The organism is Propionimicrobium lymphophilum DSM 4903 (assembly GCF_000423485.1).
GTDB lineage: Bacteria > Actinomycetota > Actinomycetes > Propionibacteriales > Propionibacteriaceae > Propionimicrobium > Propionimicrobium lymphophilum.
The window spans coordinates 56134-82895 of the sequence record NZ_AUIB01000008.1; the positions used below are offsets into that span (position 1 = coordinate 56134).

The window sequence follows — 26762 nt, forward strand, 5'->3', positions numbered from 1 at the left end:
GTCGTAACCTAGTCAAGTGCGCGAACAAGAGTTATGGGCCAAGCTGAAGAAGGCCCTGGGGGATCCGTACTACCTGGTCTGGACAGAGCAGGCCTGCGTGCCCGGGCTGGATTCCAAGACGGTCCGCCAGGCATTGGACTCTGGCCTCAACTGCAAGAAAATCTGGAGAGCGGTCTGGAGCTTCCTGGAACTCGACGAAAAAGAGAAATGAGTTTGCCTCAAACTTTTAAATCGAACAAGTGTTCGGCTAAAGTTTAATTGTTGCTCGACGCGAGTGTTGACCAAGGCGGCTGGAGTGTTGTCGCTGTGAATTTTTGTCAGTGCCGTTAACTACAGTGATAACCGTCGTAGAGAAAAAGGTTTTACCGGCTTGCGTGCCGGACTTTGGATAGGAAGGTAAGGCTTAAGATGGCTGCTGCTTCAAATCGTCAAAAAGCGTTAGACCAGGCCCTGGCGCAAATCGAAAAACAATTCGGTAAGGGCTCGGTCATGAGGATGGGGGACCAGGTCAACACACAGATCGAGGTCATCCCGACGGGCTCAATTGCCCTCGATATGGCCCTCGGCGTTGGGGGTCTTCCTCGGGGCAGGATCGTCGAGATCTATGGTCCCGAGTCCAGCGGTAAGACCACCGTTGCACTGCACGCAATCGCTAGTGCGCAAAAACAGGGCGGGATCTGCGCCTTCGTCGATGCGGAGCACGCGCTCGACCCGACTTATGCTGCGGCCCTTGGCGTAGACGTAGAGCAGCTTTTGGTTAGCCAGCCAGACAACGGTGAGCAGGCGCTAGAGATCGCCGACATGCTGGTTCGTTCCGGCGCGATTACATTGGTTGTCATCGACTCCGTCGCCGCGCTGACCCCGAAGGCTGAGATCGAAGGCGAGATGGGCGACAGCCACGTCGGTCTGCAGGCGCGACTGATGAGCCAGGCGCTGCGAAAGATGACGGGTCCGCTAAAAGCGAGTAACACCACCGCGATCTTCATCAACCAGCTTCGCGAGAAGATCGGCGTTATGTTCGGCAGTCCAGAAACAACCACTGGTGGCCGCGCGTTGAAGTTTTACTCGTCCGTGCGTCTGGACGTTCGACGCATAGAAACCTTGAAGAACGGCACCGACATGGTCGGTAACCGCACCCGAGTGAAGGTCGTTAAGAACAAGGTTGCGCCGCCGTTCAAGCAGGCTGAATTCGACATCATGTATGGAATGGGCATCAGCCGCGAGGGCAGCCTGATCGATATGGGTGTGGACACCGGCATCATCCGCAAGGCCGGCTCCTGGTTCACATATGGTGACATCCAGCTGGGGCAGGGTAAGGAGAACGCCCGTAAGTACCTGATGGAAAACACCGAGATGGCTAACGAGATAGACGCCCGAATTCGCGAAGAGCTGTCTCCTAAGAAGCCTGAGGAAGAGGCGGAAGAAGTTCCGGAAGGCGTCGATCCTGAAACTGGTGAGATCGAATTCTAGAGTCTTCGTCCGATTCTCATCTTGAGGCTGTAGCGATGGCTAGAAAGCTGGCGTTGCGGCGTTTAGATCGCAGATCGTATAGCCGCGCTGAACTCACCGAATACTTGCTTGGCAAGGAGGTGGGTGAATCAGCTGTTAAAGAGGTCATGGACCGATTTGAAGAAGTCGGCCTGATAAATGACAGGGCCTATGCCGAGATGTGGGTTAGGTATCGACACGAGAACAGGAAGCTTTCTAAGCGTGCAATCTCAATCGAGCTGAGACGCAAGGGAGTGGCTGAGCACCTCATCAATGACGCTTTGCAGGCGATTGATGTCGACCAGGAATACGAGGCGGCTAGGCAGCTGGCCGTTAAAAAGGCCAGAAGTCTTGGAAACGTAGACAGAAGAACCGCGTATCGACGAGTTGCCGGTGTGCTCGCCAGGAGAGGTTATTCTTCGTCTCTGGTCAGCGACGTGGTTTCCGCTGTTTTAGATGAGTGGTGCGGCGACTGATTTTGCTCTAATCTTTTCGTTCTGACATCTGAGGATCAAAGAATCCAATTAGGTGTTAAAGGATATGCTCGAAGATATTGCATATCAATGGCGAGTTTTCTTTCTGCTCGCCCGAAAATAGACGAGGAGTGTGACATGCCCATCATCATGATGTGGGTTGCTCTTGGGCTCCTCTTCGTTAACTTGATTGTTCTTGTTTTGTTCTCGATTCGCGGTTCACGAGAGAACGAAGCGGATAAGCAAAAATCGCAAGCGCTCGAAAAGCAACGTGAAGCTCTGGCTGAACATCAAATTAAGCTGACCGAGCGAGAAGATAACCTTGCTGCCGAAGGCAAGAGACTGCGGGAAGAATCGTCCAGAATTAGCGATGAACTGGCGTCGGTGCGTCAGCGCAGGGACGAGGTCGAATCTGCAAGCGAAGAGTTAGCGAAGCACCAGGAGCTAGCCCGAACGGAACTGGAAAGAATTAGTGGCCTAACTCACGATGAGGCTAGGGCTGAAATCATTGCTAAAGTTGAGGCCGACGCGAAGATCAAGGCGAGCAAACGGGCCAAGCAAATCAACGACGAAATTATCGACGAAGCGCAGCGCAGAGCTAAGAAAATCTTAGTCACCGCGATACAGCGTGTAGCTGCAGAACAGACGTCTGAATCGGTCGTCACAACGGTAGATCTTCCTTCGGACGACATGAAGGGCCGAATCATCGGCCGCGAAGGAAGAAATATTCGTGTCCTCGAGCAGATAACTGGAGTAAACGTCATCATCGATGACACGCCGGGTGTTGTTTTGCTGAGTTGCTTCGACCCCGTTCGCAGGGAAGCTGCTCGGTTGACTCTCACCGAGCTAATCGCCGACGGTCGGATAAACCCCTCACGCATCGAGGAGATGCATAAGCGAAGCGAAGAACTGGTTGCGGAGAGCTGTCGTCGTGCAGCCGTAGAGGCCCTGAACAGTCTCAACATTGGCGATGTGGCGGAGCAGCTTTTGCCCGTAATCGGTGCGCTTCAGTATCGCACCAGCTATGGGCAGAATGTTCTTCAGCACATGGTCGAGTGTGGACGGCTCGGTGGCGCGATGGCCGCGGAGCTTGGCCTGGACGTTGCAAGCTGCAAGCGGGCCGCTTTCATGCACGACATCGGCAAGGCAGTTGTTACCTCCGGCGATGGTTCTCACGCACTCGAGGGGGCTGAACTCGCCAAGCGATATGGCGAGTCCGAGGAAGTCGTAAACGCAATCGCTTCCCACCACGGAGAAGTCCCTATGATGTGTGTCGAGGCGGCACTTGCTCAGGCTGCTGATGCCATCTCTGGGTCAAGGCCGGGTGCTCGTCGAGAGAGCTTGGAAAGCTACGTCCACCGTTTAGAGCGCATCGAAGAGATCGGGCGTCAGCATGACGGTGTTGAGCGTGTCTATGCTATGCAATCCGGTCGTGAAGTTCGTGTCATGGTTCTCCCAGATAGGGTGCCCGACAATAAGACGCAGCTGCTTGCCGATCAGATTGCAGACGAGATCCAGAGCGAGTTGACCTATCCCGGAAACGTCAAAGTGGTGGTCGTGAGGGAATCTAGGGCAACCGCTACCGCGTCCTAAAGCTAAAAAGCTCACGTTGATCGTCTAGACTCCCATGAGTTATGACTGTTGAAGCTGAAAAACCGCGCACCTACCAGGTGATTACCTACGGGTGCCAGATGAACGTACACGATTCCGAGCGGATCAGCGGGCTTCTTGAAGAGGCCGGCATGGTCAGGGCCCCTGAACCCGTCGGGGAGATGGCGGATGCCGACGTCGTCGTGTTCAACACTTGTGCCGTTCGTGAGAATGCGGATAACCGTCTCTATGGCAACCTCGGCCACATGAAGAAGGTCAAGGAGACCCGTTTGGGCGGAATGCAGATTGCCGTCGGCGGGTGCATGGCGCAAAAAGATCGTGATCTGATCACGAAGAAGGCGCCCTGGGTGGACGTCGTTTTCGGCACAAACAACCTGGGTTCTCTTCCCATGCTTCTGAAGCGTGCAGAAGTAGAAGAAAAAGCTCAGGTGGAGATCAAGGAAGCGCTGCAGACATTCCCGTCTAACCTTCCTACTCACCGCGATTCCGCCTACTCGGCTTGGGTGGCAATCAGCGTCGGTTGTAACAACACCTGCACTTTCTGCATCGTGCCGAGCCTGCGAGGCAAGGAGACGGACCGCAGGCCAGGAGAAATCCTCGCGGAAATCGAGATGTTGGTTGCGCAAGGCGTCCAAGAGATCACGCTGCTAGGGCAAAACGTGAACACTTACGGCGTCGAGTTTGGCGATCGTCAGGCGTTTGCCAAGCTGCTGCGAGCCTGTGGCGAGATCGAGGGACTTCGTCGGGTCAGGTTCACCAGTCCGCATCCGGCTTCTTTCACGTCTGATGTGATAGATGCGATGGCCGAAACACCTAATGTGATGCCCAGCTTGCACATGCCTCTTCAGTCTGGCTCGGACAAGGTGCTCAAGGACATGCGTCGCAGCTATCGCTCTAAAAAGTTCCTTCGCATTCTTGACGAGGTGCGAGAGAAGCTGCCAAATGCGGCCATCACTACCGACATTATCGTCGGGTTCCCAGGCGAGACTGAGGATGATTTCCAACAGACAATGGACGTCGTGCGCCGGGCCAAGTTCTCCGCCGCCTACACGTTCCAGTACTCGATTCGTCCCGGAACTCCCGCAGGCGAAATGGAACAAGTACCCGGTGACGTTGTCCAAGATCGCTACGAAAGACTAGTGGAACTGGTCGACGACATCGCCTGGGAAGAGAACAGGAAGCTGGAGGGGCAGCTCGTCGAGGTCATGTTTGCCGTTGGCGAGGGCCGAAAGGACGGATCGCAGGATCGCATCTCCGGTCGCTGCCCGGATAATCGTCTGGTCCACGTTGCAGCTCCGAGCGCAGGCGAGCCAATGCCGCGTCCTGGAGATATTGGCTGGGTGAAGGTTACTCACGCAGCACCACACCACCTGATAGCTGACAGCCCGATCGAACGCCTCGAGAGGACTCGTGGTGGAGACGCTTGGCAGGCGAGGAACGAAGCTCCAGCACCTGGCGTAGCCATCGGAATGCCCAAATTAGTGCGCAAATAATGAGCCAGCAGGTACCTCCACTCATCGTTCTGGTGGGCCCGACCGCAAGCGGCAAGTCCTCCCTTGCTATCGAGCTGGCGAAGCAGATCGGCAAGGCCGAGGTGATAAACGGCGATTCGATGCTGGTCTATCGAGGCATGGACATCGGCACGGCTAAGCCCTCCGAGGAAGAACGCGCGGAGATTCCGCATCACCTGGTCGATGTGCTGAACGTGACTGAGACTGCTGCGGTAGCTGATTTTCAGCGCATGGCGCGCACAGCTATCGCCGAGGTGAGGTCTAGATCCGCGGTACCGATTTTAGTTGGTGGCTCGAACTTGTACGTCCGTGCCGTTGTAGACAAGTTTGACTTCCCGGGAACCGATCCCTCGGTAAGGGCCAAATGGCAGGCTAAGTGTGACGAAATCGGCCCGCACGCGCTACATGAGGTGCTTGGGGAAAAAGCCCCTGAGGCTGCAGATCGCATCGAGCCAGGTAACGGCAGGAGAATAGTGCGGGCCCTAGAAATATTCGAATTGACCGGTTCCGTGTCAGGGAAGCTGCCTGAGCCAAGATACGAACTTGAAAATGTTCATCAGTTCGGCATCAGGATCGCAAGGTCGGTTCTAGACAAAAGGATCGCCGATCGCGTCGAAAAGATGTGGCAAGACGGTTTAGTCGACGAGGTTCGCGGCCTGGTTCCGAAAGGTTTAAGGAAAGGCTTAACCGCGTCGCGGGGCCTGGGCTATCAGCAGGTGCTAGCGATGCTGAACGGTGAGATCAGCGAGGAAGAAGCTAAGGAACAAACTATCGTCGGCACCAGGAAGTTCTCTCGAAAGCAACTCGGTTGGTTTAGGAGAGACCCAAGAATCACCTGGCTATATGCGGGTGACCCCGAGAACGTCTCCAAGGTTTTGATGCAGCTCGGCACGGGCCTCGGTAATTCTTTTGGTGCAGCCAACTAGGCTAGAAGCCAAATGACGCAAGAATTCGAAGACATTTCCGCCGATGGTGAAGACCCCGAAGCCCAGCTGGAGCTCCCAGAGGAAGACCAGCTCGATCTAGCCGAGCGCTTGTCACTTCGTCGCGTTCCTGGGCTTTCGACGGAACTCGAGGACGTCAGCGACGTCGAGTACCGAAAACTTCGTCTGGAGCGAGTAGTGCTCGTTTCTGTTTGGACTACCGGAAGCAAGGCCGACGCACAAAACGCGCTTTTTGAGTTGAAAGCGCTCGCAGAAACTGCAGGTTCCCAAGTCTTGGATGGGCTAATTCAGCGACGGCAGCGTCCAGATCCTGCGACCTACATTGGCAGGGGCAAGGTAGGAGAGCTCCGAGACTCAGTTATTGCTAATGGTGCGGACACCGTCATCTGCGATGGCGAATTGGCTCCTGCTCAGCTCCGTAACCTCGAGGACAGGGTCGGGGTAAAGGTGGTTGACCGAACCGCGCTCATCCTTGACATCTTCGCCCAGCATGCAAAAAGCGCGGAGGGCAAAACACAAGTCGAGCTGGCCCAGCTGAACTACCTAAAACAGCGCTTGAGGGGCTGGGGCGGCAACCTTTCCCGCCAGGTCGGTGGTCGGGCTGCTGGTGGCGTCGGCATCGGTGGTAGGGGACCTGGCGAAACCCGGATTGAGACCGACCGAAGAAGAATCAACAGCAGAATCGCGATCCTGCGAAAAAAGCTTCGTGAACTAGATAGCACACGAGAGATCAAACGAGCAGAACGTCACCGTCGCCAGGTGCCTTCGGTAGCGATTGTTGGATACACTAACGCCGGCAAATCTTCGCTGCTGAATAAACTCACCGATGCCGGTGTGTTGGTGGAAAACGCGCTGTTCGCGACTTTGGATCCGACGACCAGGCGCGCTCAAACCGCCGATGGTAGGGTCTACACGCTTACCGACACAGTTGGGTTCGTTAGGCATTTGCCGACTGATCTTGTGGAGGCTTTCAGGTCGACTCTTGAGGAGACCAACCAGGCCGACTTGCTGATGCATGTCGTCGATGGCGCCGATCCGGACCCACAGGGCCAGATCACCGCTGTGCGTCAGGTGCTGAACGACATTGGTGCAGGAGATATTAGGGAACAGCTCGTCATAAACAAGTGCGACCTGGCCGATTCTGATCAAATGATGATTTTGCGCAGGCACTATCCGGATGCCATTTTCTGCTCGGCTCGCACTGGGCAAGGAGTTAGCGAGCTCCGCGAACGAATCGAACAGCTGCTGCCACGTCCGGAGGTGGAGATTCATGCGATCGTGCCTTGGAACCATGGTGAATTGGTCGATAAGGTGCACAAGCAGGGGGAGTTAATCTTTAGCGAGTATCTGCCCGAAGGCACCGAGATAAGGGCGCGGGTGCATGGCGGTTTGGCTGCCGAATTAACCGATTTTCTCTGCGACTAGTTAGGACCTTAAGGTGTCTGATTCACTCAACTGCTTGGACGCAGCTGTCGAAAAGCTGTCCGGGCATCCTCGCGATGGCCAACGGAAGATGGCTCAGGCCGTGGAGGCGAGTTTAAATAGTGGGCGGCACCTGCTCGTGCAGGCCGGGACAGGAACTGGTAAATCTCTGGCTTACCTAGCCCCTGCAATGGTGTGGGCATGCGACAACGATCCGGTAGTAGTAGCAACGGCAACGCTCGCACTGCAATCGCAGCTGGCTAAGAAGGATATTCCGCTTATTCTTTCTGCGATCGAAGATGTCACCGGCACGAAACCAAAGGTTGCGGTTCTGAAAGGACGCTCTAACTACGCATGCCTGATGCGGGTTAATGAGGTTGTGGCTGAGCAGGACGCGCTGATCGGGCAACCAAGCGATTCCGGCTCAACTAGTTCGCTGGGTAAACAAGTTGTCGAACTTCGCGAGTGGGCTAATGACGAGATCGACGAAGGTTCTGGAGAGCGCGAAGATGCACCCGCTCACACCGATCTGGCTTGGAAGCAGGTCTCAGTTAATTCCAGAGAGTGTATCGGCGCTCAGGCGTGCAGTTTCGCCGATAAATGTTTCGCGGAGCGCGCCCGAACTAAAGCCGGTGAGGCAGATCTGGTGATAACTAACCACGCTCTGCTTGCCATCGACGCGATGGCGGACAATAACGTTCTTCCGGACCATTCCGCGGTGATCATTGACGAGGCGCACGAACTTACAGATCGGGTCACAGGAGCCGCGAGCGCGGAACTAACGGCTGCTCTGATTGCTCGCGCCGCGAAAAGTTGCTCTCCTTGGGTTAGCGACGAGCTAGCTGAACAGTTGACAGATGCCGCAGAGGATTTTTCTGCTGCTATTTCAGATTGCGAACCCGGCAGGTTGACCGAGCCAGGAGCTAGCCCCGTCTTGGCTGCGGACGTTGTTCGGCAACTGATGAGGAACGTTATTTCTGCGATGAGCGGCGGCAACGCCACTCAGGCACCCGAAAAAGCGCAGTCTGCGGCCATGGCATATGAGGTGCACGAGGTTGCTAAGAGGATCTCCGAGCTTTCCAGCCACGATGTGGTTTGGCTGACGGTTAGCGACAGATTCGGGTCAAGTATTAACGTGGCACCCCTTTCTGTTTCCGGATTGATGCGTGAAAAGGTTTTGGACCAGGTCACCACGATCATGACCTCTGCGACGCTCGCGGTCGGCGGTAAGTTCAACTCGGCTGCCGGATCTGTTGGGCTTGCCAAGTCGGACGAAGGAAGCGTCTGGTCCAGTCTGGACGTGGGATCGCCGTTCGAATACGCAAAACAGGGCATCCTTTACCTGCCTTCGCACATGCCCAAGCCGTCTCGCGACGGTCTTAGCGAAGAAGTGCTCAAAGAGATAACTGAACTGGTCTGGGCCTCTGGCGGACGCGCTTTGGGGCTTTTCGCCTCCCAGCGCTCTGCGACCGCGGCCGCAGAATTCGTTCGGGCTCAGCTGCCTGCCATGACGGTGCTGTGTCAGGGCGAGGCTCAGATCTCGGAACTCACTAAAAGGTTCGCAGCGGAACCGAACACCGCGCTATTCGGAACTTTGAGCCTGTGGCAAGGTATCGATGTGCCGGGAGACTCTTGCCAGCTGGTTGTGATCGAAAAAATCCCCTTCCCCAGGCCCGATGATCCCCTCATGCAGGCCAGAAAAGATGCCGTCGACAGGGCTGGCGGCAATGGTTTCATGTCAGTTGCTGCTTCGCATGCGGGGCTATTGATGGCTCAGGGCGCAGGACGTCTGATCCGCAGGCAAAGCGACAGGGGAGTCGTCGCAGTTCTAGACAGCAGAATGGTAACCGCCAGATACGGCTCGTTCCTGTTGAGGTCATTGCCGCCGTTTTGGCGAACGAGAGACCACGAAACAGTGGTTTCGGCGCTACAAAGACTGGCTAAATCGGCAGAAATTTAGATCTTTCGGAGGACTGCTACCACCTTGCCCAGGATGGTTGCGTTGTTGCCGTTGATCGGTTCGAAAAACTCGTTGTGCGGCAACAGCCAGACCTGGCTGGGTGTCTTTTTCAAAGTTTTGACGGTGGCCTCTCCGTCTATCATCGCGGCGACGATTTCTCCATTGGACGCATCGGGCTGGCTGCGTACTACTACGTAGTCTCCATCGCAGATTGCCGCGTCGATCATCGAGTCGCCGCGGACCTCTAGCATGAATGTTTGGCCGTGGCCGACAAGCTGTTGGGGCAGCGGCATGACGTCTTCGACGTGTTGCTCAGCAAGGATTGGAGCTCCGGCTGCGATCTGGCCGACTAACGGAACCTCTACGGCGTCCGATGGCATCCGCGGTTCCCTTTCGTGCGCTTCTTGCTGCAGACCTACAACTTCCAAAGCTCTTGAGCGGTTGGGCTGACGCACTAGAAAGCCCCCGTTTTCTAATGTTTTTAGCTGATGGGAAACACTCGATGGGCTAGCGAGCCCCACGGCCCTAGCCATTTCTCGGATCGAAGGCGGGTATCCCCGCTCCTTGATGCTGGAGTCTATGACGCTGAGCAGGAGCAGCTGTCGTTTGGTGAGCCCCTCGAATCGGGAGTCGGCAAAGAAGAACTCTGGAATCTGACTTTTCAAAGTCGCATCTAGAGAAGACTCGCTCGGTCGACCGGCTTTTTTGCCAGCGCCAGTTTTTTTTCGAGCAGCCGTTGCGGCGCCCAATTTCGAGTTTTTCCTAGGGTTTCCAGCCATGTTTTCAATTTACTTTAAGCGGAATAAATAATCAAACACCCGTTCGAGTGTGGATAAGCGCATTTTTTGTCAGACCCGGCTGGTTGACTTGTTTTCAAGCTTGAAGCGTGAAGTAAAATAGCTTAATCTTTAATCGAACACATGTTCGAGTAAGCTTAAGCTTTGGTCGACCGGTTGAAGCGAAAGTTTTGTCTCGCGGTATGGGAGGAAGTCGAAATGAGCATCATGTTGAGGGAATCCGGTCAGGAAGCCTTGGTCGTTGAGATGCCTACGAGGGCTCGTGGTGTTCGCGTGGAGCGAGGTGCTCGGCTGAGCGCACCTGGGTGTAGGCCTGTTCAGCCTTCAGCTCCGCTTAGAACTTCTGAGCCTATGGTGTTGGCGTTGCCTTCGGAGGAGTCGCTCGAACAGGAGCAGTTGAGCAATCGTTGCATGGGTGCAATTATTGCCAGTTTCGTCGTTGCGGTTTTACTCGGTGCTGGCGTTGCTGTGGGGCAATATTTGGGTACTGATTCCGCTGCTTCTCAGCAGTCTTCAGTGGTGATGTCTGTTCGCTGAGCTTTGCTCAGGCGCTCTATGCTGGGTGGAAAGATGATTTTTTGCCTTGAGCGTGGGGCGGTGTTGAACGGTTTTCGGTATGGTGTAATGTTGTCAACATCTAGTGGTTGACGCCTGGTTAGCTAACTAATTGTTGTGGTTTTCGAGCTTTTATCGAGTTGATCATTGCTCTTAAAAGTGCTACAACAGACATTTTGTTTTAAGGCTGAAACAGCGATTTCCGCTAGGGGATGAAGGGAACCGCAAACATGCACTGTCCGTACTGTCACCATGGAGAATCCAGGGTGTTGGATTCGCGTAATGCAGACGAAGGCGCGAGCATTCGTCGGCGTAGGCAGTGTCAAAAATGCGAACGTCGCTTCACTACAATCGAGCAGACTCAACTGGTCGTTGTGAAAAGAAGTGGGGTTGTTGAGCCTTTCAACCGAGAAAAAGTAGTTAACGGGGTTCGTAAAGCCTGTGAGTCAAGACCTGTGACTGAAGAGCAACTGGCTCATCTCGGGCAGCAGGTCGAAGACAAGTTGCGTGCAACTGGCCAAGCCGAGGTCAAAAGCGGCGATGTTGGATTGGCCATACTCGGCCCGCTTAGCGAACTTGACGACGTGGCGTATCTGCGATTCGCAAGCGTCTATAAGGACTATCAAAGCGTTGACGATTTTCTTTCCGAAATAGAGGGGCTGAAGTCCCGTAGAGTCGGCGTCGAATAAAAACTTGCACTAAATCCATTGGGTTTTGTGCGCTCAAAATCAAACCAGTGGAATCTAATCGAGAGGTAGATAATGACTGACACTCAGACTGCCGAAGGCAGGCAGCCAGGGCTACGCATTGAGAGAAAATTTGCAACCCCCGGCGTGCATCCTTATGACGAGGTCACCTGGCAGTTGCGTGATGTGGTGCAGACGAACTGGAAAACCGGCGAGGAAGTTTTCAGCCAAAAGGGCGTTGAATTCCCCGACTTTTGGAGCCAGAACGCGGCTACCATCGTTACCACGAAGTATTTCCGTGGCGCCAAGGGCAGCCCAGAACGTGAAACCAGCCTGAAGACCCTGATCGATCGCGTTGTCAACAAGTATCGTCAGACTGGCGAAGAGAATGGTTACTTCGCTAACTCTGAAGACGCTCAGGCCTTTGCCGACGATCTGACCTGGCTACTTCTGCATCAGTACTTCAGCTTCAACTCTCCGGTTTGGTTTAACGTTGGCACGAATGCCAAGCAGCAGGTTAGCGCCTGCTTCATCCTCTCGGTCGACGACTCGATGGAGTCGATTCTTAATTGGTATCGCGAAGAAGGAATGATCTTCAAAGGCGGATCTGGTGCGGGCCTGAACCTCTCGCGCATTCGCTCCTCGAAGGAGCTGCTGCGTTCTTCAGGTGGCACTGCTTCCGGCCCGGTTAGCTTCATGCGAGGCGCCGATTCCTCCGCGGGCACCATCAAGTCTGGTGGCGCCACTCGTCGCGCGGCGAAGATGGTTGTGCTCGACGTCGATCACCCCGATATTGAAGAGTTCGTTGAGACCAAGGCTCGTGAAGAAGACAAGATTCGTGCCCTTCGCGATGCTGGCTTCGACATGGATCTTGGTGGCAAAGACATCGTCAGTGTTCAGTATCAGAACGCAAACAACTCGGTTCGTGTCTCCGACAAGTTCATGCAGGCTGTCGAGGACAGCAAGCCCTTTGATCTGATCTCGAGGACGACTGGCGAAGCCATTGAAACCGTAGATGCGCGGGATCTTTTCGACAAGATAGCGAAGGCTGCCTGGGAGTGTGCTGACCCTGGCATTCAGTACGACGACACTATTAACCGGTGGCACACCGACCCGAACTCTGGTCGAATCAATGCCTCGAACCCGTGCTCGGAATACATGAGCCTGGACAATTCCTCGTGCAACTTGGCTAGCCTCAACTTGTTGAAGTTCCTTCGTGAGGACGACACATTCGACGTGAAGCGCTTCATCGAGGCCGTCGAGCTGGTCATCACCGCCATGGAGATCTCCATCGTGTTCGCGGACTTCCCGACCGAGCCCATCGCCGAAACCACTCGCAACTTCCGCCAGCTTGGCATCGGCTATGCGAACCTCGGCGCCTTGCTGATGGCCCTCGGCAAGGGCTACGACAGTGAGGGAGGCCGCTCTCTGGCAGCGGCGATCACCTCTTTGATGACCGGTACTGCATACCGCCGCAGCGCCGAAATCGCTGGGATCGTTGGCCCCTACGCTTGCTACGAGAAGAACGCCGAGCCGCATAAAAATGTCATGCGTATGCATGCCGAGGCGAACGCCAAGATTAACACTTTGAACCAGGTCGACTACGAGGTAAAGGCAGCGGCTGCCGACCAGTGGAGTCAGGTCGTCGAAGTTGGTGAGCGTAACGGATACCGCAACGCTCAGGTTTCGGTTCTCGCGCCTACCGGCACTATTGGCTTCATGATGGACTGCGATACCACCGGTATCGAGCCGGACTTTTCGCTGGTTAAGTTCAAGAAGTTGATTGATGGCAGTTCCATGCAGATGGTCAACCAGACCGTACCGCGCGCTTTGAAGAACCTTGGCTACTCCAAGGAGCAGGCTGACGAAATTGTCGACTACATCTCTGAGAAGGGCAATGTGGTTGATGCGCCGTATCTGAAGCTCGAGCATTACGAGGTTTTCGACACCGCCATGGGTGTTCGTTCCATCGAGCCGATGGGGCACGTGCGCATGATGGCTGCCGTTCAGCCGTTCCTTTCGGGCGCCATTAGTAAGACCGTAAACCTACCGGAATCGGCGACCGTCGAGGATATCGCCAACGTTTACATGGCCGGTTGGAAGATGGGTCTTAAGGCAGTCGCTGTCTACCGTGACAATTGCAAGGTTGGTCAGCCGCTGTCTGCCGTCAAGAAGAAAGAGGAGAAGAAGGAATCTCCGGCCACTGAGGTCCGCATCGAGTACCGCCCGAAGCGTACTCGACTGCCGAAGTCTCGCGCGGGTCGCACCACCCGCTTCTCTGTTGGTGGTGCAGAGGGCTACATGACCTCTGGAGCATACGATTCTGGCAAGCTGGGTGAGGTCTTCCTGAAGCTGGGTAAGCAGGGGTCGACTCTGTCGGGCGTCATGGATGCATTCTCCATCGCCGTCTCGATCGGTTTGCAGTACGGTGTTCCGCTGACCACTTTCGTCCAGAAGTTCACGAACCTGAAGTTCGAGCCCGCTGGCATGACTGACGACCCGGATATCCGCATCGCGCAGTCCGTCATGGACTACATTTTCCGCAGGCTTGCGCTCGACTACTTGACTTTCGATGAGCGTTCCGAGCTCGGTATCTACACCGCTGCGGAGCGTGCCCACTACGTCGAAACTGGGCGTTACATGAGCGAAGAGGATGAAGCTCAGATGCCGGAGTATGAGCAGCTGAAGAACGACGCCGGTGACGACATCCGCACCGATGAGGCCGGTCCGGTTCAACCCAGCCTAATCTCGGATGGTCGAGAGGAATCGCATGCGCACACCACTAGCGAGCTTCTCGAGGAAATCACCGGAATGGAGGTCGACGCTCCGCTGTGCATGATCTGCGGTACGAAGATGCGTCCTTCTGGAAGCTGCTATGTCTGCGAGGGCTGCGGTTCTACTAGCGGTTGCAGCTAAACTCAAGTGATTAGCTTTTTGGCCGGGCGGGTTTTCCCGTCCGGCCTTAGGCATTTAGGAGGCATTGTGGATAACGATGAAATACTCGCAAGGCTGAATGAACGCGAGGAAGATCTGAAGGCTCAGCTGGCTGAACTGGCCAAGCCCGTGGATCTAGATGGTGCAATCGGCTTTGGTAAGCGCATCGGGGATGGAACTATCCAGGCTGTGCAGGCGTTTAACGACTCGTTCAGTGCGCAGAATCTCTCAGATCTGCTCGCTCAAGTTCGTCGTGCGAAGCAAAAGTTGGCGGAGGGCACGTACGGAAAATGTGACGAGTGTGGAGAGGAAATTGGAAAGGAACGTCTCGAATTTAGGCCTTGGTCTTCCAAATGTGTTAAACATGCTGTATAACTAATAATTATTCCATTAAAGATGAACGAGCCGATCTACAGCTTCGGTTCGGACCGAAGGACGAAGGGCAAAATCGTGAACAAGAAGATCATCTCCGCTGGACTGTTGACCTTGGCACTGACGCTGAGCGCTTGTGGTGGTGCTGGTAGCGAAAATGGCGCTGCAAAGTCCGATAAGGACCGAAGCTACGACGTTTCCGCAATTCAAAAGGACGAAACGATCGCGGCTAAACTTCCCGAAAAGATTAAGAACAACGGAAAGCTGGTAATCGGTGCTGCCATTGATTACGCACCAGCCGAATTCCGCGCTGACGATCTGCAAACCGGTATTGGTTACGACGTCGATTTAGGCAAAGCATTGGGCAAGGTCCTAGGCGTTGAGACAGAACTTAGCGCTGCTGAATTCGCTAGCCTGCTTCCCGGTATGGGCACCAAGTACGACCTGGGTATTTCCTCCTTCACTGTTTCGCAGGAGCGTACAGATGCCTATAACATGATCGCTTACATCAAAGTGGGCTCTTCCTACGCTGTCCAGAAGGGAAATCCGAAGGAACTTAACCCGGATGATGTTTGCGGCAAACACATTGGCGTCCAGACCGGCACTTCTCAGGAAGATCAGCTGCGCGAGATGACTAAGGAATGCATGGCCGCAGGCAAACCTGAGATCAACGTCGCTAGCTACGGAAAGCAGACTGACGTCACCACCAACCTCGCCGGCGGCAAGATCGATGCGATGTTCGCCGACTCCACCGTCGCGGACTACTCAGTGGCAATGACCAACGGTCAGCTTGAGGTGATCGGTGGAATCCGTGATTCTGCTCCGCAGGGCATCGTCGTTGACAAGTCCGACGAGCAACTGACCGAGGCCGTCCAGGAAGCTATGCAAAAGCTTATTGACGACGGCACCTGGAACAAGATCCTTGAGTCTTGGGGCGTTAGCACCGAGGCTGCGGTGACTACCGCTGAACTGAACCCGAAGGTTGACTAAGTGTCGAAGGAAAAAGTCGAACTAATTAACGCCAAGCCGGTTTTTAAACCGAGCTTGTGGGTGTGGGCGGCTATCGTTCTGGTGCTCATGGCCATGTTCGTGCATGGCCTGATCACCAACCCCAACTATCGCTGGGATGTGGTCTGGGAATACTTGTTCGATTCCCGGATTCTGATGGGTGTTGGCTGGACGCTGCTCTTGACGCTGGGCGCAATGATCATCGGCATAACGCTTGCCGTGACGACCGCAATCATGAGGATGGGTACGAATCCGATTCTGCGCGCCGTGGCATGGGGCTACATCTGGTTGTTCCGTGGCACCCCTGTTTACACGCAGTTGGTGTTCTGGGGTCTGCTGCCGGTTCTGTATCCGAGGCTTTCACTGGGCATTCCGTTCGGTCCTGAGTTCTTCGTGTTCACCACTCAGGACGTCATCAACGCGGGCGTCGCCGCAACGCTTGGTCTGGGCCTGAACGAGGGCGCTTATCTGTCAGAGATTATCCGTACCGGTTTTAATTCTGTCGATAAGGGGCAGACTGAAGCTGCAACGGCTTTGGGTATGAAGCCTGGGCAGGTGCTGCGCAGGATCATCATTCCGCAGGCGATGCGCGTTATCGTTCCTCCGACCGGTAACGAGACCATCTCCATGCTTAAGACGACTTCGCTGGTTACCGCAGTTCCGTTCACGCTGGAGCTAACATTCGTTACCAACGCGATTGGTAGTCAGACCTTCCTTCCGGTTCCTCTGCTGATGGTCGCCATGATCTACTACCTGATCATTACCTCCATCTTGATGGTAGGCCAGACTCAGCTCGAGAAGTACTATGGACGTGGCTTCGACGATGATCAGGACGCTTCGACAAAAAAGTCTAAGTTTGGGTCCCGCCAGCAGATGATTGCGGCGTCGGGCACTGTTAAGGATCAAATCAATTTGGATGTGACGCCATGAGCGAAATGGTAAAGGTAAGCGAGGTTCACAAGTTTTTCGGTGACCTCCACGTTCTAAAAGGCATCGACCTTGATGTTGCTCACGGCGAGGTCTGCGTGGTGCTAGGGCCTTCGGGTTCCGGCAAGTCCACGCTGATCCGTTGCATCAACGAGATGGAACAGATCGACGCCGGCCGCATTTGGGTTGATGGTGAGTTGATGGGCTATCGCGAAGAGGAAAAGAACGGTGAAAAGGTTCTTTACCGTCTTCGTGATGAGGATATCGCCAAGCAGCGCTCCCGGATCGGCATGGTCTTCCAGAAATTCAACCTGTTCCCACACATGACCGCCCTCGGCAACGTCATGGAGGCGCCCGTCCACGTTAAGAAAATGTCGAAGGATAAGGCCAAGGAGCTGGCAATCAAACAGCTGGAGAGGGTCGGCCTCGGTGATCGCGTCGATCACTATCCGTCGCAACTTTCCGGTGGTCAGCAGCAGCGCGTTGCTATTGCGCGAGCTCTCGCTATGGAGCCTGAGCTGATGCTCTTCGACGAGCCGACTTCCGCTCTGGACCCTGAGCTGGTGGGGGAGGTCCTCGGCGTTATGCGTGAGCTAGCTGAGGATGGCATGACTATGATCGTCGTTACCCATGAGATCGGTTTCGCTCGAGAGGTCGGAGACCAGTTGATCTTCATGGATCAGGGCTTGATCGTCGAACGAGGTAAGCCCCGTGACGTGATCGATAATCCGACCCAGCCGAGGACCAAAGAGTTCTTCAGCAAGGTTCTTTAAAAAACTATTTGCAAATATGAAAATCGCCGCCTGATTAAGGGCGGCGATTTTCTTAGTTCTGGGCAAGATGCTCTTGTTCGGCTACTTTGCGATTTCTTCTTACGAAAAGATAAATGAGCCCAGCAACGGCAACGGCAATGGTAATCGTCACTGCGGGTGACTTGTCCCAGGCCCAGCCGATCAGCCTGAATCCAACCATTCCTACAGTGGAATAGATAATCGCCCACAGAAGGCAACCGAGGATGTTGGCAGGCAGGTATCGTCTCATGGGCATCTTCGCTGCTCCAGATGCAAGAAGAACGAGCGTTTGAAAACCTACCGTCGCAAAGCACAAAGCGACGATCGGAGCGCCATATCGGCAGATTAGATCTTGGGCTCTTCTATATCCCGCAGACTCGAGGTAGCTCGATAACAGCTCGGTTTTTGCAAAACCGGAAACCAGACCCCGACCGATCAGGTGGAATAGGTTAGATCGGAAGAAGACGATGACAAAGAGCGCGGCGAACAACACAGCCCAGGGCGCATCCCAGTCGAAAGGGTTCACAAAACCTCCTCTGAATAAGGCACACCTTAACCAATTGCTAAAGCCGAGACGAAAATAATTGATGGATGAATCTGGCCGTGCCATATACTTGCGGCGTGTTAAGCGCATTGAGCGGGTTCGCTACTATTTGGGCGATTGCCGGTGTCGGTTGGGTTTTGGCTCACATCGGCATCCTCGACAGGTCTGCTCAGGAGGCGCTAGCCAAGACGTCGTTTCGTGCGGGTCTGCCATGCCTTCTTTTCGCTTCTATGTATCGAGCCGATCTGGGGCGAATCTTTTCCTTCAATGTCTTGGCATCGGCAAGCGCGATAGTGCTGACAGCGCTCATCTATGTGGTCGTATCGCGATTGATCTGGAAGCCGAATCTCGGCCACGCTGTCATCGGCACGTTTGCGTCTAGCTACGTGAATGCGAACAATATGGGCGTGCCTATAACGCTTGCGGTGATTGGTGATTCCAGCTGGGTGGCGCCCGTGCTTCTGGTTCAGGTGCTCCTACTCCAGCCTCTCGGACTTTCCATCTTGGATGCTCAACTGGTGAAGAAGAGCGGTCGCGAAGTTTCTAAACTGAGCTACCTGAGCCTGCCGTTCAAGAATCCGATGACGATCGGTGTGCTTTTAGGGATTTTGAGCAATATCGTCAAGATCGAGTACCCCAGCGCATTGCTGAGAACCGTCGAGATCTTAGGAGATTTCTCCGTGCCAGCGATGCTGATTGCTTTTGGTGTCTCCCTGCGGATAGGTCCCATCCCAGGAAGGCAAAATGCTGGCGAGACCTGGTTCATCGCGACACTAAAGACAGTTGTCATGCCTTTGGTGGCGGCACTTTTGTCAATCTTTGTGTTCAAGCTCGACTCTGTAACAACTCTTGCTGTGACGGTCATGGCAGGTCTACCGTGTGCCCAGAACGTGTTTGTTTTCGCCATGCGCGGCAAAGAGTCCGTGACCATGGCTCGCGACGCGATTTTCATCACCTCATTCGCCTGTATACCCGTGATCACAATCTTCGCAACGGTGCTACATGCCGTGTACTGAGATAAGACTCGGATCTTGATTTTGGCAATTAATGCAATCCTTTACCGCAGGCACTGTTATTGAATTGTGATCAGTAATAGCCTGAAGATATGTCAAGGGTTGAAAAATTCACAAAGCAAGAATTGCTCGCTGTCGATGCTTGGTGGCGGGCAAACATGTACCTGAGCGTGGGGCAGATTTATCTGCAAGAAAACCCGCTTCTGCGGCGCCCGCTTAGCGCCGATGATATTAAGCCGAGGTTGCTTGGTCACTGGGGAACCAGTGCCGGTCTCGGCTTTATTTATGCCCACTTGAATCGACTGATAAAGAAGACAGGCCAGTCAACGATATACATCGCCGGGCCAGGCCACGGCGGCCCCGCATTGGTTGGTGCCTCTTATCTCGAGGGTACGTATTCCGACTGCTTCCCTAAAGTGACTCAAGACTTTAGCGGGATGCGTCGACTGTTCAGGCAGTTCAGCGCGCCCGGAGGCATTCCGTCGCACTGTTCCGTTACGACCCCCGGTTCGATTCACGAAGGCGGTGAGCTCGGATATGCGTTATCGCACGCATTCGGTGCAGTGTTCGACAATCCGGACCTTCTGGTGGCTGCCGTCGTCGGAGACGGCGAGGCGGAAACCGGTCCGCTAGAGGGCAGCTGGAAGGGCATTAGCTTCCTAAATCCCGTACACGATGGTGCGGTGCTGCCGATCCTGCATCTCAATGGCGCAAAGATCGCTAGCCCGAGCGTTCTTTCGCGAAAAGATCCCGACGAGGTGACGAGCCTGTTCGAGGGTCACGGATACGAAGTCGTCTGGGTAGAGGGCGACGACCTGCCGTGGATGCACGAGAGGTTTGCGGCGGCGTTGGCTTACTGCTACGACCGGATTAAGGACATTCAGGAATCTGCTCGCCAAGGTAACTGGGACGGATCTCGTCCGATTTGGCCGATGATCATTCTGCGTACGCCTAAGGGCTGGACGGGTCCGCACCAGGTGGACGGTAAAACGGTTGAGGGCACGTGGCGTGCTCACCAGGTACCGCTGTCAGGTGTCAAGCAGGATCCCGATCATCTAAAGCTCCTCGAGGAGTGGATGCGCTCGTACAAGATCGAGGAATTGTTTAATGAAGATGGGTCGCCCAGCGAGCTTGTCGAATCGAACAACCCCGAGGGTGATCTTCGGATGTCCGCAAATCCGCACGCTAACGGTGGATTGTTGACGAAGGACCTCAACCTGCCTGACTTCAAGCAGTACGCCGTTGAGGTGACGCCGGAGACTAGGGCGAGTGACCGACTCGAATCGACTCGAAAGCTCGGAGAGTTCCTGCGCGATATCTACCGGGACAATCCTGATAACTTCAGGCTGTTTTGCCCGGATGAGACAAATTCGAACCGTCTTGGAGCAGTATTTGACGTGTCCGACCGCACCTTCATGGAGCGCGTAAACGTCATCGACGAGAAGCTCAGCCCGCAGGGCCGCGTAATGGAAGTGCTTTCTGAGCACAACTGCCACGGTTGGCTCGATGGCTACAACTTGACTGGCCGGCACGGAATGTTCGCCAGCTACGAGGCATTCGGAATGGTTTCCGCGTCCATGACTATGCAGGCCGCTAAGTGGCTGCAAGAGGCCAACGCTCTCGACTGGCGAGCCAAGGTGCCGAGCACCAATATTTTGCTCAGCTCAACCTGCTGGCGTAACGACCACAACGGTTTCAGCCATCAAGCTCCGGAACTTCTGCAGATCGTGTTGAACATGCGCGGTGAGGTGGGCAGGATTTACTTGCCGCCGGACGCCAACAGCCTGCTTGCCGTCAGCGACCACGTGTTCCGCACTAAGAACTTGGTTAACTTGATCGTCCAAGATAAGCAGCCTCAGCCGCAGTGGTTGAGCATGGACGATGCCATCGAGCATTGCAACCGTGGCTACGGTATCTGGGATTGGGCTGGCAGCGAGGGGCTCGGCGACGAGGATCCTGACATCGTCGTTGCCTGCGCAGGCGATGTTGTGACCATGGAAGCGGTTGCTGCGGCTGAGATTGTTAAGACCGTGTGCCCGCAGATCAAGATCAGGTTCGTTAACGTCGTTAACCTGACCAGTCTCTACAGGCCTAAGGACCACCCTAGCGGCATGAGTACCCAGCACTTTAAGGATCTGTTCACCGACGACGTCGATGTAATCTTCGCCTTCCACGGTTATCCGGGCGCTATCCACCAGCTGGTGCATGGCCGTCCCGATGCGGATCGCTTCCGCGCTCGTGGCTTCAAGGAGCAGGGCACCACGACGACACCGTTCGACATGGTGGTTCGTAACGAAATCGATCGTTACCACTTGGTGATGGACATCCTCAATAACGCTAAGAGGGTGCCTGATAACGCGATCAAGCTGTACCGCTGGTGCGAGTCGCAGCTTGCTCGTCACCAGGAGTACATCGTGGAGCATCTGGAGGATATGCCCGAGGTCCGAAACTGGAAACTCGGCAGTTTTGAGGCTCCTGATCTGGATGCCAACCCGAACCATAGCGAGGCGCACGTAGCGCGTCCTCCGCTGCCTGACCGCTAGAAAGAAGCGTGATAAGTGGGGCCTCGAGGGGCTCCACTTCTCACGTCTAGCCAAAAAAATTTGCCAAACTCAACGCTCAAATTCCGGAGCTTGTCTTTCAAAATGATGAATAAGGCTCTGACTGGGGCATTCGCGAAATCTCAAGGGTGTTGAGAATCTATTCAGGTGAGTTTGGCAGAAAAATCAAGTTACTGAATTTTTGCGCCCTCAGTGTCGATCCCTGGGGTAAGCATCCGCCAGCCGTCCGCGCTTGCAGCTTTCGCGGCGTCCTCGTCGACCTCGCCGAGCACCAACACGGTGGGGCCGGCCCCGGAGATGACGGCCGGGTGGCCCCCGGCGCGGAGCCGGTCGATCAGTTTCATGGTTTCGGGCAGCACGCCACGACGGTAGTCCTGGTGCAGCCTGTCCTCGGTGCCTTCCATAAGCAGGTCGCGTCGCCCATTTAGCGCGAGCATCAGCACCGCGGCCCGGCAAGTATTGAAAACCGCGTCCTCTCGGGGAATCGAGTTCGGCAGCACCGCACGAGCTTTTTCCGTTGCCAGACGCAATCCGATAGGGGGTGCGAAGAGCGTCACGGGCTGCGTGGCATCGACGGGCATGGGTGCGGATTGGGGCTTACCCTTGTCGTCCATCCAGGCAACCGTCGCGCCGCCGAAAACTGCAGGCGCCACGTTGTCAGGATGTCCTTCGAATGCGGTGGCGATGGAGAAGATCGTGTGGTCGTCAAGGCTGGATTCGTCTTCCGCGAAGCCGCGGGCAAGCATCAGGCCCGCGACGATCGCCGCAGCCGAAGAACCGAGCCCCCCTCCCTGCGGGATTCGGTTGGTGCAGTGCAGCTCGAAGCCGCTCTGGTGCAGTCCAGCTGTTTCTAGGCCGACTCGCAGAGTGCGCACGATCAGGTTTCCGTCGTCGCCGGGGACGCTGGCTCCTGCGCCTTCGTCCTTGGCGTAGACACGGGTGTGTCCGGAAATGGGACGCGCGGTTACCTCGTCGTAATAGCGAAATGCCATTCCGAACGAGTCGAAACCGGGACCCATGTTTGCCGTCGTGGCTGGGACCCTAACCTTGACCGTGGTGTCTTTGACCTGCATAGAAGCCCACATTACAGGTGGTATGGCGCATATGGAACGAACGTGTTGCCTGTTGGTTTAGGCTAGATGGGATATGTCTGAGCCAACAATCGATTTTCCGGCACTGCCGATCAGTTCCCACGTTGACGAGATAGTGGGGCTGTTGAGGGAGCATCCCGTCATCGTTGTGGCCGGTGAGACCGGTTCGGGTAAAACCACTCAGCTGCCAAAGATGTGTTTGCTCGCTGGCAGGCAGAGCATCGGGCACACTCAGCCCAGGCGGATAGCCGCTAGGAGCGTTGCCGAGCGAATCGCTGAAGAAACCGGCACGAACCTGGGGCAGCTAGTTGGCTATCAGGTAAGGTTCACTCGCCAGACCGGTGCCGATACCCGGATCAAGCTCATGACCGACGGAATCTTGTTAAACGAGATCACCCACGATCGAGATCTTCGAAAATACGACACGATAATCATTGACGAGGCGCACGAGCGAAGCCTGAACATCGATTTCCTACTCGGATACCTAAAACAGCTTTTGGCTAGGCGTGACGATCTAAAGGTGATCATCACATCGGCGACAATCGACACAGCTCGGTTTTCGAAACATTTTGGTGACGCCCCGATCGTTGAGGTTTCCGGACGCGGTTATCCGGTCGAAATTCGTTACCGTCCGCTGGCTCGTGATGGCCAAGAAATTGAGCAGTCCGAGGGCATAGTCGAGGCGGTCCGCGAACTCATCGGCGTTGGCCGTGGCGACATCCTGGTTTTCTGTTCGGGGGAGCGCGAGATTCGCGACGCGCAAGATGCGATTGATGACGCGATCACCGCTAAACGGCTTGCTCCGATGGAAGTTTTGCCGCTTCACTCCAGGCTCTCCGCCGTGGAACAGCATCGGATTTTCCAGTCCCACAGGGGACGGCGAATCGTGATATCTACGAACATCGCAGAAACCTCCCTGACGGTGCCGGGAATTAGATACGTCATTGATGCCGGAACTGCGCGTATCTCCCGCTATTCCGCAAGGACCAAGGTGCAGCGCCTGCCAATCGAGCCGATTAGCCAGGCGTCCGCGAATCAGCGGGCAGGCCGCTGCGGCCGTGTCGCACCCGGCGTGGCAATTCGGCTATACAGCGAAGAGGATTTTGCGGCTCGTGACGAATTCACCGAGCCGGAGATCCTTCGCACTAATCTTGCTTCGGTAATCCTCCAGATGGCCAAGGCCAGGTTGGGAGACATTGAGAATTTCCCGTTCGTTGAGGCTCCGGATTCCTCTCAAATCGCCGACGGCGTTCGACTGCTCGACGAACTCGGAGCCCTTGCTAAGCGCAAGCCGACCAGGCTGACTCGTGTCGGACACGCGCTCGCCGAACTTCCGATCGACCCGAAGCTGGGCAGGATGCTAATCGAGGCGTCCAGGCGCGATTGCCTAAAGGAAGTACTGATAGTGGTTTCTTTCTTGGGCATTCAGGACATTCGTGAACGGCCGGCGGAGCAGCGCGAGCAAGCAGATCAGCTTCACGCCAGGTTCTTTTCCGATGCGGCAATGGATCAGCCTCTTGCGGGCGACAAAAAACAAAAAGAGCACGTCGATTACGGTCAGGCGAAAGCAGGTGAGCCGCTGCGCTTCACCGTGCACACTTCTAAGACTGAGCGCGCCCGGGCGATGAACGCAAAAAAGGTGAAAGCTAAGGCCCAACCCGGCGGCGACAGCGGAGGAGACATAATCGCGATCCTTCGCATGTGGGGCTACTTGAAGGTCAAACGCAAGGAGCTTTCCGGAAATCAGTTTCGTAAACTTTGCCGCAACGAATTCTTGAACTTTATGCGCACCCGAGAGTGGCAAGACCTGCACACTCAACTTGGTCAGATCTGCAAGTCGCTGAAGATGAAGAAGAACGATAAACCAGCCTCTTACGACAAGGTGATCATCAGCGCTCTTTCGGGACTGCTGGGAAATATCGGATTCCAGCTGCCCCGGCCTGAAAAACCAAAAACCGGAAAGCGGCTCAGACGTCCATTAACTGAATTCCAGGGCGCGAGGGGAGCCAAGTTCGCCATCCAGCCGGGCTCAGCTCTGGCCAAGAATCCTCCGCAGTTGGTGGTGGCTGTGGAGTTGGTTGAGACTTCTAGGTTGTGGGCGAGGACGGTCGAAGAGATTCAGCCTGAGTGGGTTGAGCAGATCGGCGGGCACTTGTTGAAGCGAAATTACACGGAACCGCATTTCGCCGCTAGCCGCAATAACGTCGTGGCAAGGGAACGTGCAACCCTGCTTGGTGTGCCGATTTTCGCCGACAGATTGGTGAATTTCGGTCGGATAGACCCTGCAGAGGCGCGAAAGATTTTCATCCAGACTGGCATCGTAGAGGGTGAGTGGCGCCCGGACGATCGATACGCTAACCACGACTTCCTTAGGCACAATCGAGCCGTGCTTGCGGAAGCGGATGAGATCGTCGACCGGACTCGTGGCAGCGGAATTTTCGTCGACGATCGAGATATTTTCGAGTTCTACGACGTGCGCTTGCCAAGCGACGTCAACTCCCAGTCCACTTTCGACAAGTGGTGGAAGAAGTATCCCGATAAGACATTCCTCGAGTTTGATATCGACCTGTTCGCAGAAGAGGAAGACATTGCGTCCGCTCGCGAGCAGTTCCCGGACAGGTGGCAGTTCGGCGCCCTTAATTTGCCGGTCAGCTACGAGTTCGCTCCTGGAGCCGGCAGGGATGGCGTCTCGGTAAAAATGCCACTCGCGCAGTTGAACCAGATCTCTCCGGAACCGTTCTCGTGGCAGGTGCCTGGGCTTCGCCTAGAGCTGGCGACGGAACTGATCAGGCATTTGCCTAAGCAGGTTCGCACGCAATTTGTTCCTGCACCAGATCATGCGCGTGCCGCATTAACTTGGCTCGAGGAGAACGGGGCGGATAGAACCAAACGTTTTTGCGACGAGCTGGGACGCGCGCTATTTGCACTGAACGGTGTTGCAGTCGACTCTAATGATTGGAACCCGTCCAAGGTGCCCGACCACCTGCAGGTCGGGTTCGAGGTGACCAGGCCCGGACGAGACGCCGTCTACAGTAACGATCTGGGCGAGCTGCGCAAAGATCTTGCCGTTCAGGTTGCAAAAACGATTAACAAGGTGGCACCTAAGTCACAGAAGTCGGATAGTTGGACTTTCGGCGATATTCCCCAAACCAAAAAGGTCAAGCGTTCGGGCATCACCGCGATTGGATATCCTGCGCTTCGCGACTTCGGCTCTAACGTTGGGCAGGTGCTCGAGGAGACTGAGGAGCGACAGCGGACGACTCACTCTAGGGGAGTGCGGCGTCTTCTTCAGCTGGTCAATCCGGACCCGACACGCTGGGCGGTTTCAAGGATGCGTAACGACCAGAAGCTGGCGCTGCCGTCCAGCCCGTACGACTCGATGCAGGATCTGCTGACGGACGCCTGGTTGAAGGCGGCTGGGCAGGCGGCGGAGGCGCACGGCGGGTTGTTGGTCTGGAACGAGAAGGATTTCGACAGGCTGGCCTTAGAAGTTCGCAAGGAACAGGCGGACCAGATGGTCAGAGTGGTGGACGTGGCTGCGAAGGTCTGCGAGTTGGCCGCTCAGGTTCGCGTTCAAGCTGCGGAGAGTTCAATCGGTGACGAGATATTACAGCAGCTTCAGGACCTGTACTTTCCTGGGTTTATCTCGTTCATTAGAGATCCCTGGTATCGGCAGCTGCCTAAGTATCTTCAAGCGATGCTTTCGCGGATGAGTTCGTATACTGTGAACCCGAATAGGGATGTGCAAAATTCGAATGTCATCTATTCGTTACTAGACGAATACGATGCGCTTTGTGACCGCCTGCCCGCCGGGCCGATTCCCGATGAGGTGGACGATATCGCCTTCATGATCGAGGAGTTGCGCGTGCAATTCTTTGCGCAACAGCTCGGCACTGCGGTTCCGGTTTCAGCTAAACGAATCAGGAACAAAATATCGCAAATCTTATAAAAAGCAACAAAAGCTGCTTCAAAAAGTGGATTTTGAGGAGGATAGTAGGACCTGCGGGGCTCGAACCCGCGACAAAGGGATTATGAGTCCCCTGCTCTAACCTGCTGAGCTAAGGTCCCGAAACG

21 protein-coding genes and 1 tRNA gene are annotated in these 26762 nt (G+C 55.3%); 18 read left to right on the top strand and 4 right to left on the bottom strand.

Annotated features, from left to right (window positions below):
- Positions 1–16: 16 nt before the first annotated feature.
- The 8 genes from G556_RS0105710 (at position 17) to G556_RS0105745 (ending at position 9409) form a co-directional block, all read left to right on the top strand.
- Positions 17–211, top strand: coding sequence for a DUF3046 domain-containing protein (locus G556_RS0105710; protein WP_016455693.1), 195 nt, complete (start codon positions 17–19; stop codon positions 209–211).
- A 197-nt stretch (positions 212–408) separates the two neighbouring features.
- Positions 409–1470: a recombinase RecA gene (gene recA / locus G556_RS0105715; protein ID WP_024110908.1), complete on the top strand. Its 1062-nt coding sequence runs from the start codon at positions 409–411 to the stop codon at positions 1468–1470.
- Positions 1471–1505: 35 nt separating this feature from the next.
- Positions 1506–1964 carry a regulatory protein RecX gene (locus tag G556_RS10375; protein WP_016455695.1) on the top strand — a complete coding sequence of 153 codons (459 nt, stop codon included), beginning with the start codon at positions 1506–1508 and terminating at the stop codon, positions 1962–1964.
- Between the two features lie 135 nt (positions 1965–2099).
- Positions 2100–3554 carry a ribonuclease Y gene (rny, locus tag G556_RS0105725; protein WP_028822076.1) on the top strand — a complete coding sequence of 485 codons (1455 nt, stop codon included), beginning with the start codon at positions 2100–2102 and terminating at the stop codon, positions 3552–3554.
- A gap of 41 nt (positions 3555–3595) precedes the next feature.
- Positions 3596–5065, top strand: a complete 1470-nt coding sequence (miaB, locus tag G556_RS0105730) for a tRNA (N6-isopentenyl adenosine(37)-C2)-methylthiotransferase MiaB (protein WP_028822077.1) — start codon at positions 3596–3598, stop codon at positions 5063–5065.
- Complete coding sequence (gene miaA, locus G556_RS0105735; protein ID WP_028822078.1) at positions 5065–6009, top strand: tRNA (adenosine(37)-N6)-dimethylallyltransferase MiaA; 945 nt, start codon at positions 5065–5067, stop codon at positions 6007–6009. Before miaB ends, miaA begins: the two co-directional genes overlap by 1 nt.
- A gap of 12 nt (positions 6010–6021) precedes the next feature.
- Complete coding sequence (hflX, locus tag G556_RS0105740; RefSeq protein WP_028822079.1) at positions 6022–7452, top strand: GTPase HflX; 1431 nt, start codon at positions 6022–6024, stop codon at positions 7450–7452.
- Between the two features lie 88 nt (positions 7453–7540).
- Positions 7541–9409, top strand: a complete 1869-nt coding sequence (locus tag G556_RS0105745; protein WP_233418195.1) for an ATP-dependent DNA helicase — start codon at positions 7541–7543, stop codon at positions 9407–9409.
- On the opposite strand, the gene lexA is transcribed toward G556_RS0105745, so the two are convergent.
- Positions 9406–10188: a transcriptional repressor LexA gene (gene lexA / locus G556_RS0105750; protein WP_051176726.1), complete on the bottom strand. Its 783-nt coding sequence runs from the start codon at positions 10186–10188 to the stop codon at positions 9406–9408. The genes G556_RS0105745 and lexA overlap by 4 nt on opposite strands.
- 216 nt (positions 10189–10404) lie before the next feature.
- On the opposite strand from lexA, the gene G556_RS0105755 reads away from it, so the two are divergent.
- From G556_RS0105755 to G556_RS0105785, 7 genes are all read left to right on the top strand, one after another.
- Positions 10405–10743, top strand: a complete 339-nt coding sequence (locus G556_RS0105755) for a hypothetical protein (protein ID WP_155941757.1) — start codon at positions 10405–10407, stop codon at positions 10741–10743.
- A 248-nt stretch (positions 10744–10991) separates the two neighbouring features.
- Positions 10992–11450, top strand: a complete 459-nt coding sequence (gene nrdR / locus G556_RS0105760; RefSeq protein WP_028822083.1) for a transcriptional regulator NrdR — start codon at positions 10992–10994, stop codon at positions 11448–11450.
- Between the two features lie 72 nt (positions 11451–11522).
- Positions 11523–14363, top strand: a complete 2841-nt coding sequence (locus G556_RS0105765; protein WP_028822084.1) for a vitamin B12-dependent ribonucleotide reductase — start codon at positions 11523–11525, stop codon at positions 14361–14363.
- Positions 14364–14429: 66 nt separating this feature from the next.
- Positions 14430–14756: a TraR/DksA family transcriptional regulator gene (locus G556_RS10380; protein WP_036916106.1), complete on the top strand. Its 327-nt coding sequence runs from the start codon at positions 14430–14432 to the stop codon at positions 14754–14756.
- A 21-nt stretch (positions 14757–14777) separates the two neighbouring features.
- Entirely contained in the window at positions 14778–15743 is a 966-nt protein-coding gene (locus G556_RS0105775; protein ID WP_028822085.1) for an ABC transporter substrate-binding protein, read from the top strand.
- Positions 15744–16001: 258 nt separating this feature from the next.
- A complete protein-coding gene (locus G556_RS0105780; RefSeq protein WP_446250271.1) occupies positions 16002–16691 on the top strand; it encodes an amino acid ABC transporter permease in 690 nt (229 codons plus the stop codon).
- Between the two features lie 5 nt (positions 16692–16696).
- Positions 16697–17461, top strand: coding sequence for an amino acid ABC transporter ATP-binding protein (locus G556_RS0105785; RefSeq protein WP_155938447.1), 765 nt, complete (start codon positions 16697–16699; stop codon positions 17459–17461).
- A 52-nt stretch (positions 17462–17513) separates the two neighbouring features.
- Here G556_RS0105785 and G556_RS10385 read toward each other — a convergent pair whose 3' ends face one another.
- Complete coding sequence (locus tag G556_RS10385) at positions 17514–18005, bottom strand: DedA family protein (RefSeq protein ID WP_036916108.1); 492 nt, start codon at positions 18003–18005, stop codon at positions 17514–17516.
- 95 nt (positions 18006–18100) lie between these two features.
- Here G556_RS10385 and G556_RS0105795 point away from each other — a divergent pair, with 95 nt between their 5' ends.
- Together G556_RS0105795 and G556_RS10390 are read left to right on the top strand one after the other, a co-directional pair.
- Positions 18101–19039 (top strand): AEC family transporter, encoded by a 939-nt coding sequence (locus G556_RS0105795; RefSeq protein ID WP_016455716.1) that lies wholly within the window; start codon positions 18101–18103, stop codon positions 19037–19039.
- 89 nt (positions 19040–19128) lie between these two features.
- Positions 19129–21579, top strand: coding sequence for a phosphoketolase family protein (locus tag G556_RS10390; protein ID WP_036916109.1), 2451 nt, complete (start codon positions 19129–19131; stop codon positions 21577–21579).
- A 188-nt stretch (positions 21580–21767) separates the two neighbouring features.
- Here G556_RS10390 and thrB read toward each other — a convergent pair whose 3' ends face one another.
- Complete coding sequence (gene thrB, locus G556_RS0105805; RefSeq protein WP_028822087.1) at positions 21768–22670, bottom strand: homoserine kinase; 903 nt, start codon at positions 22668–22670, stop codon at positions 21768–21770.
- 73 nt (positions 22671–22743) lie between these two features.
- On the opposite strand from thrB, the gene hrpA reads away from it, so the two are divergent.
- A complete protein-coding gene (gene hrpA, locus G556_RS0105810; protein ID WP_028822088.1) occupies positions 22744–26637 on the top strand; it encodes an ATP-dependent RNA helicase HrpA in 3894 nt (1297 codons plus the stop codon).
- 45 nt (positions 26638–26682) lie between these two features.
- Here hrpA and G556_RS0105815 read toward each other — a convergent pair.
- Positions 26683–26756: transfer RNA gene (locus G556_RS0105815), tRNA-Ile, on the bottom strand.
- Between the last annotated feature and the right edge of the window lie 6 nt (positions 26757–26762).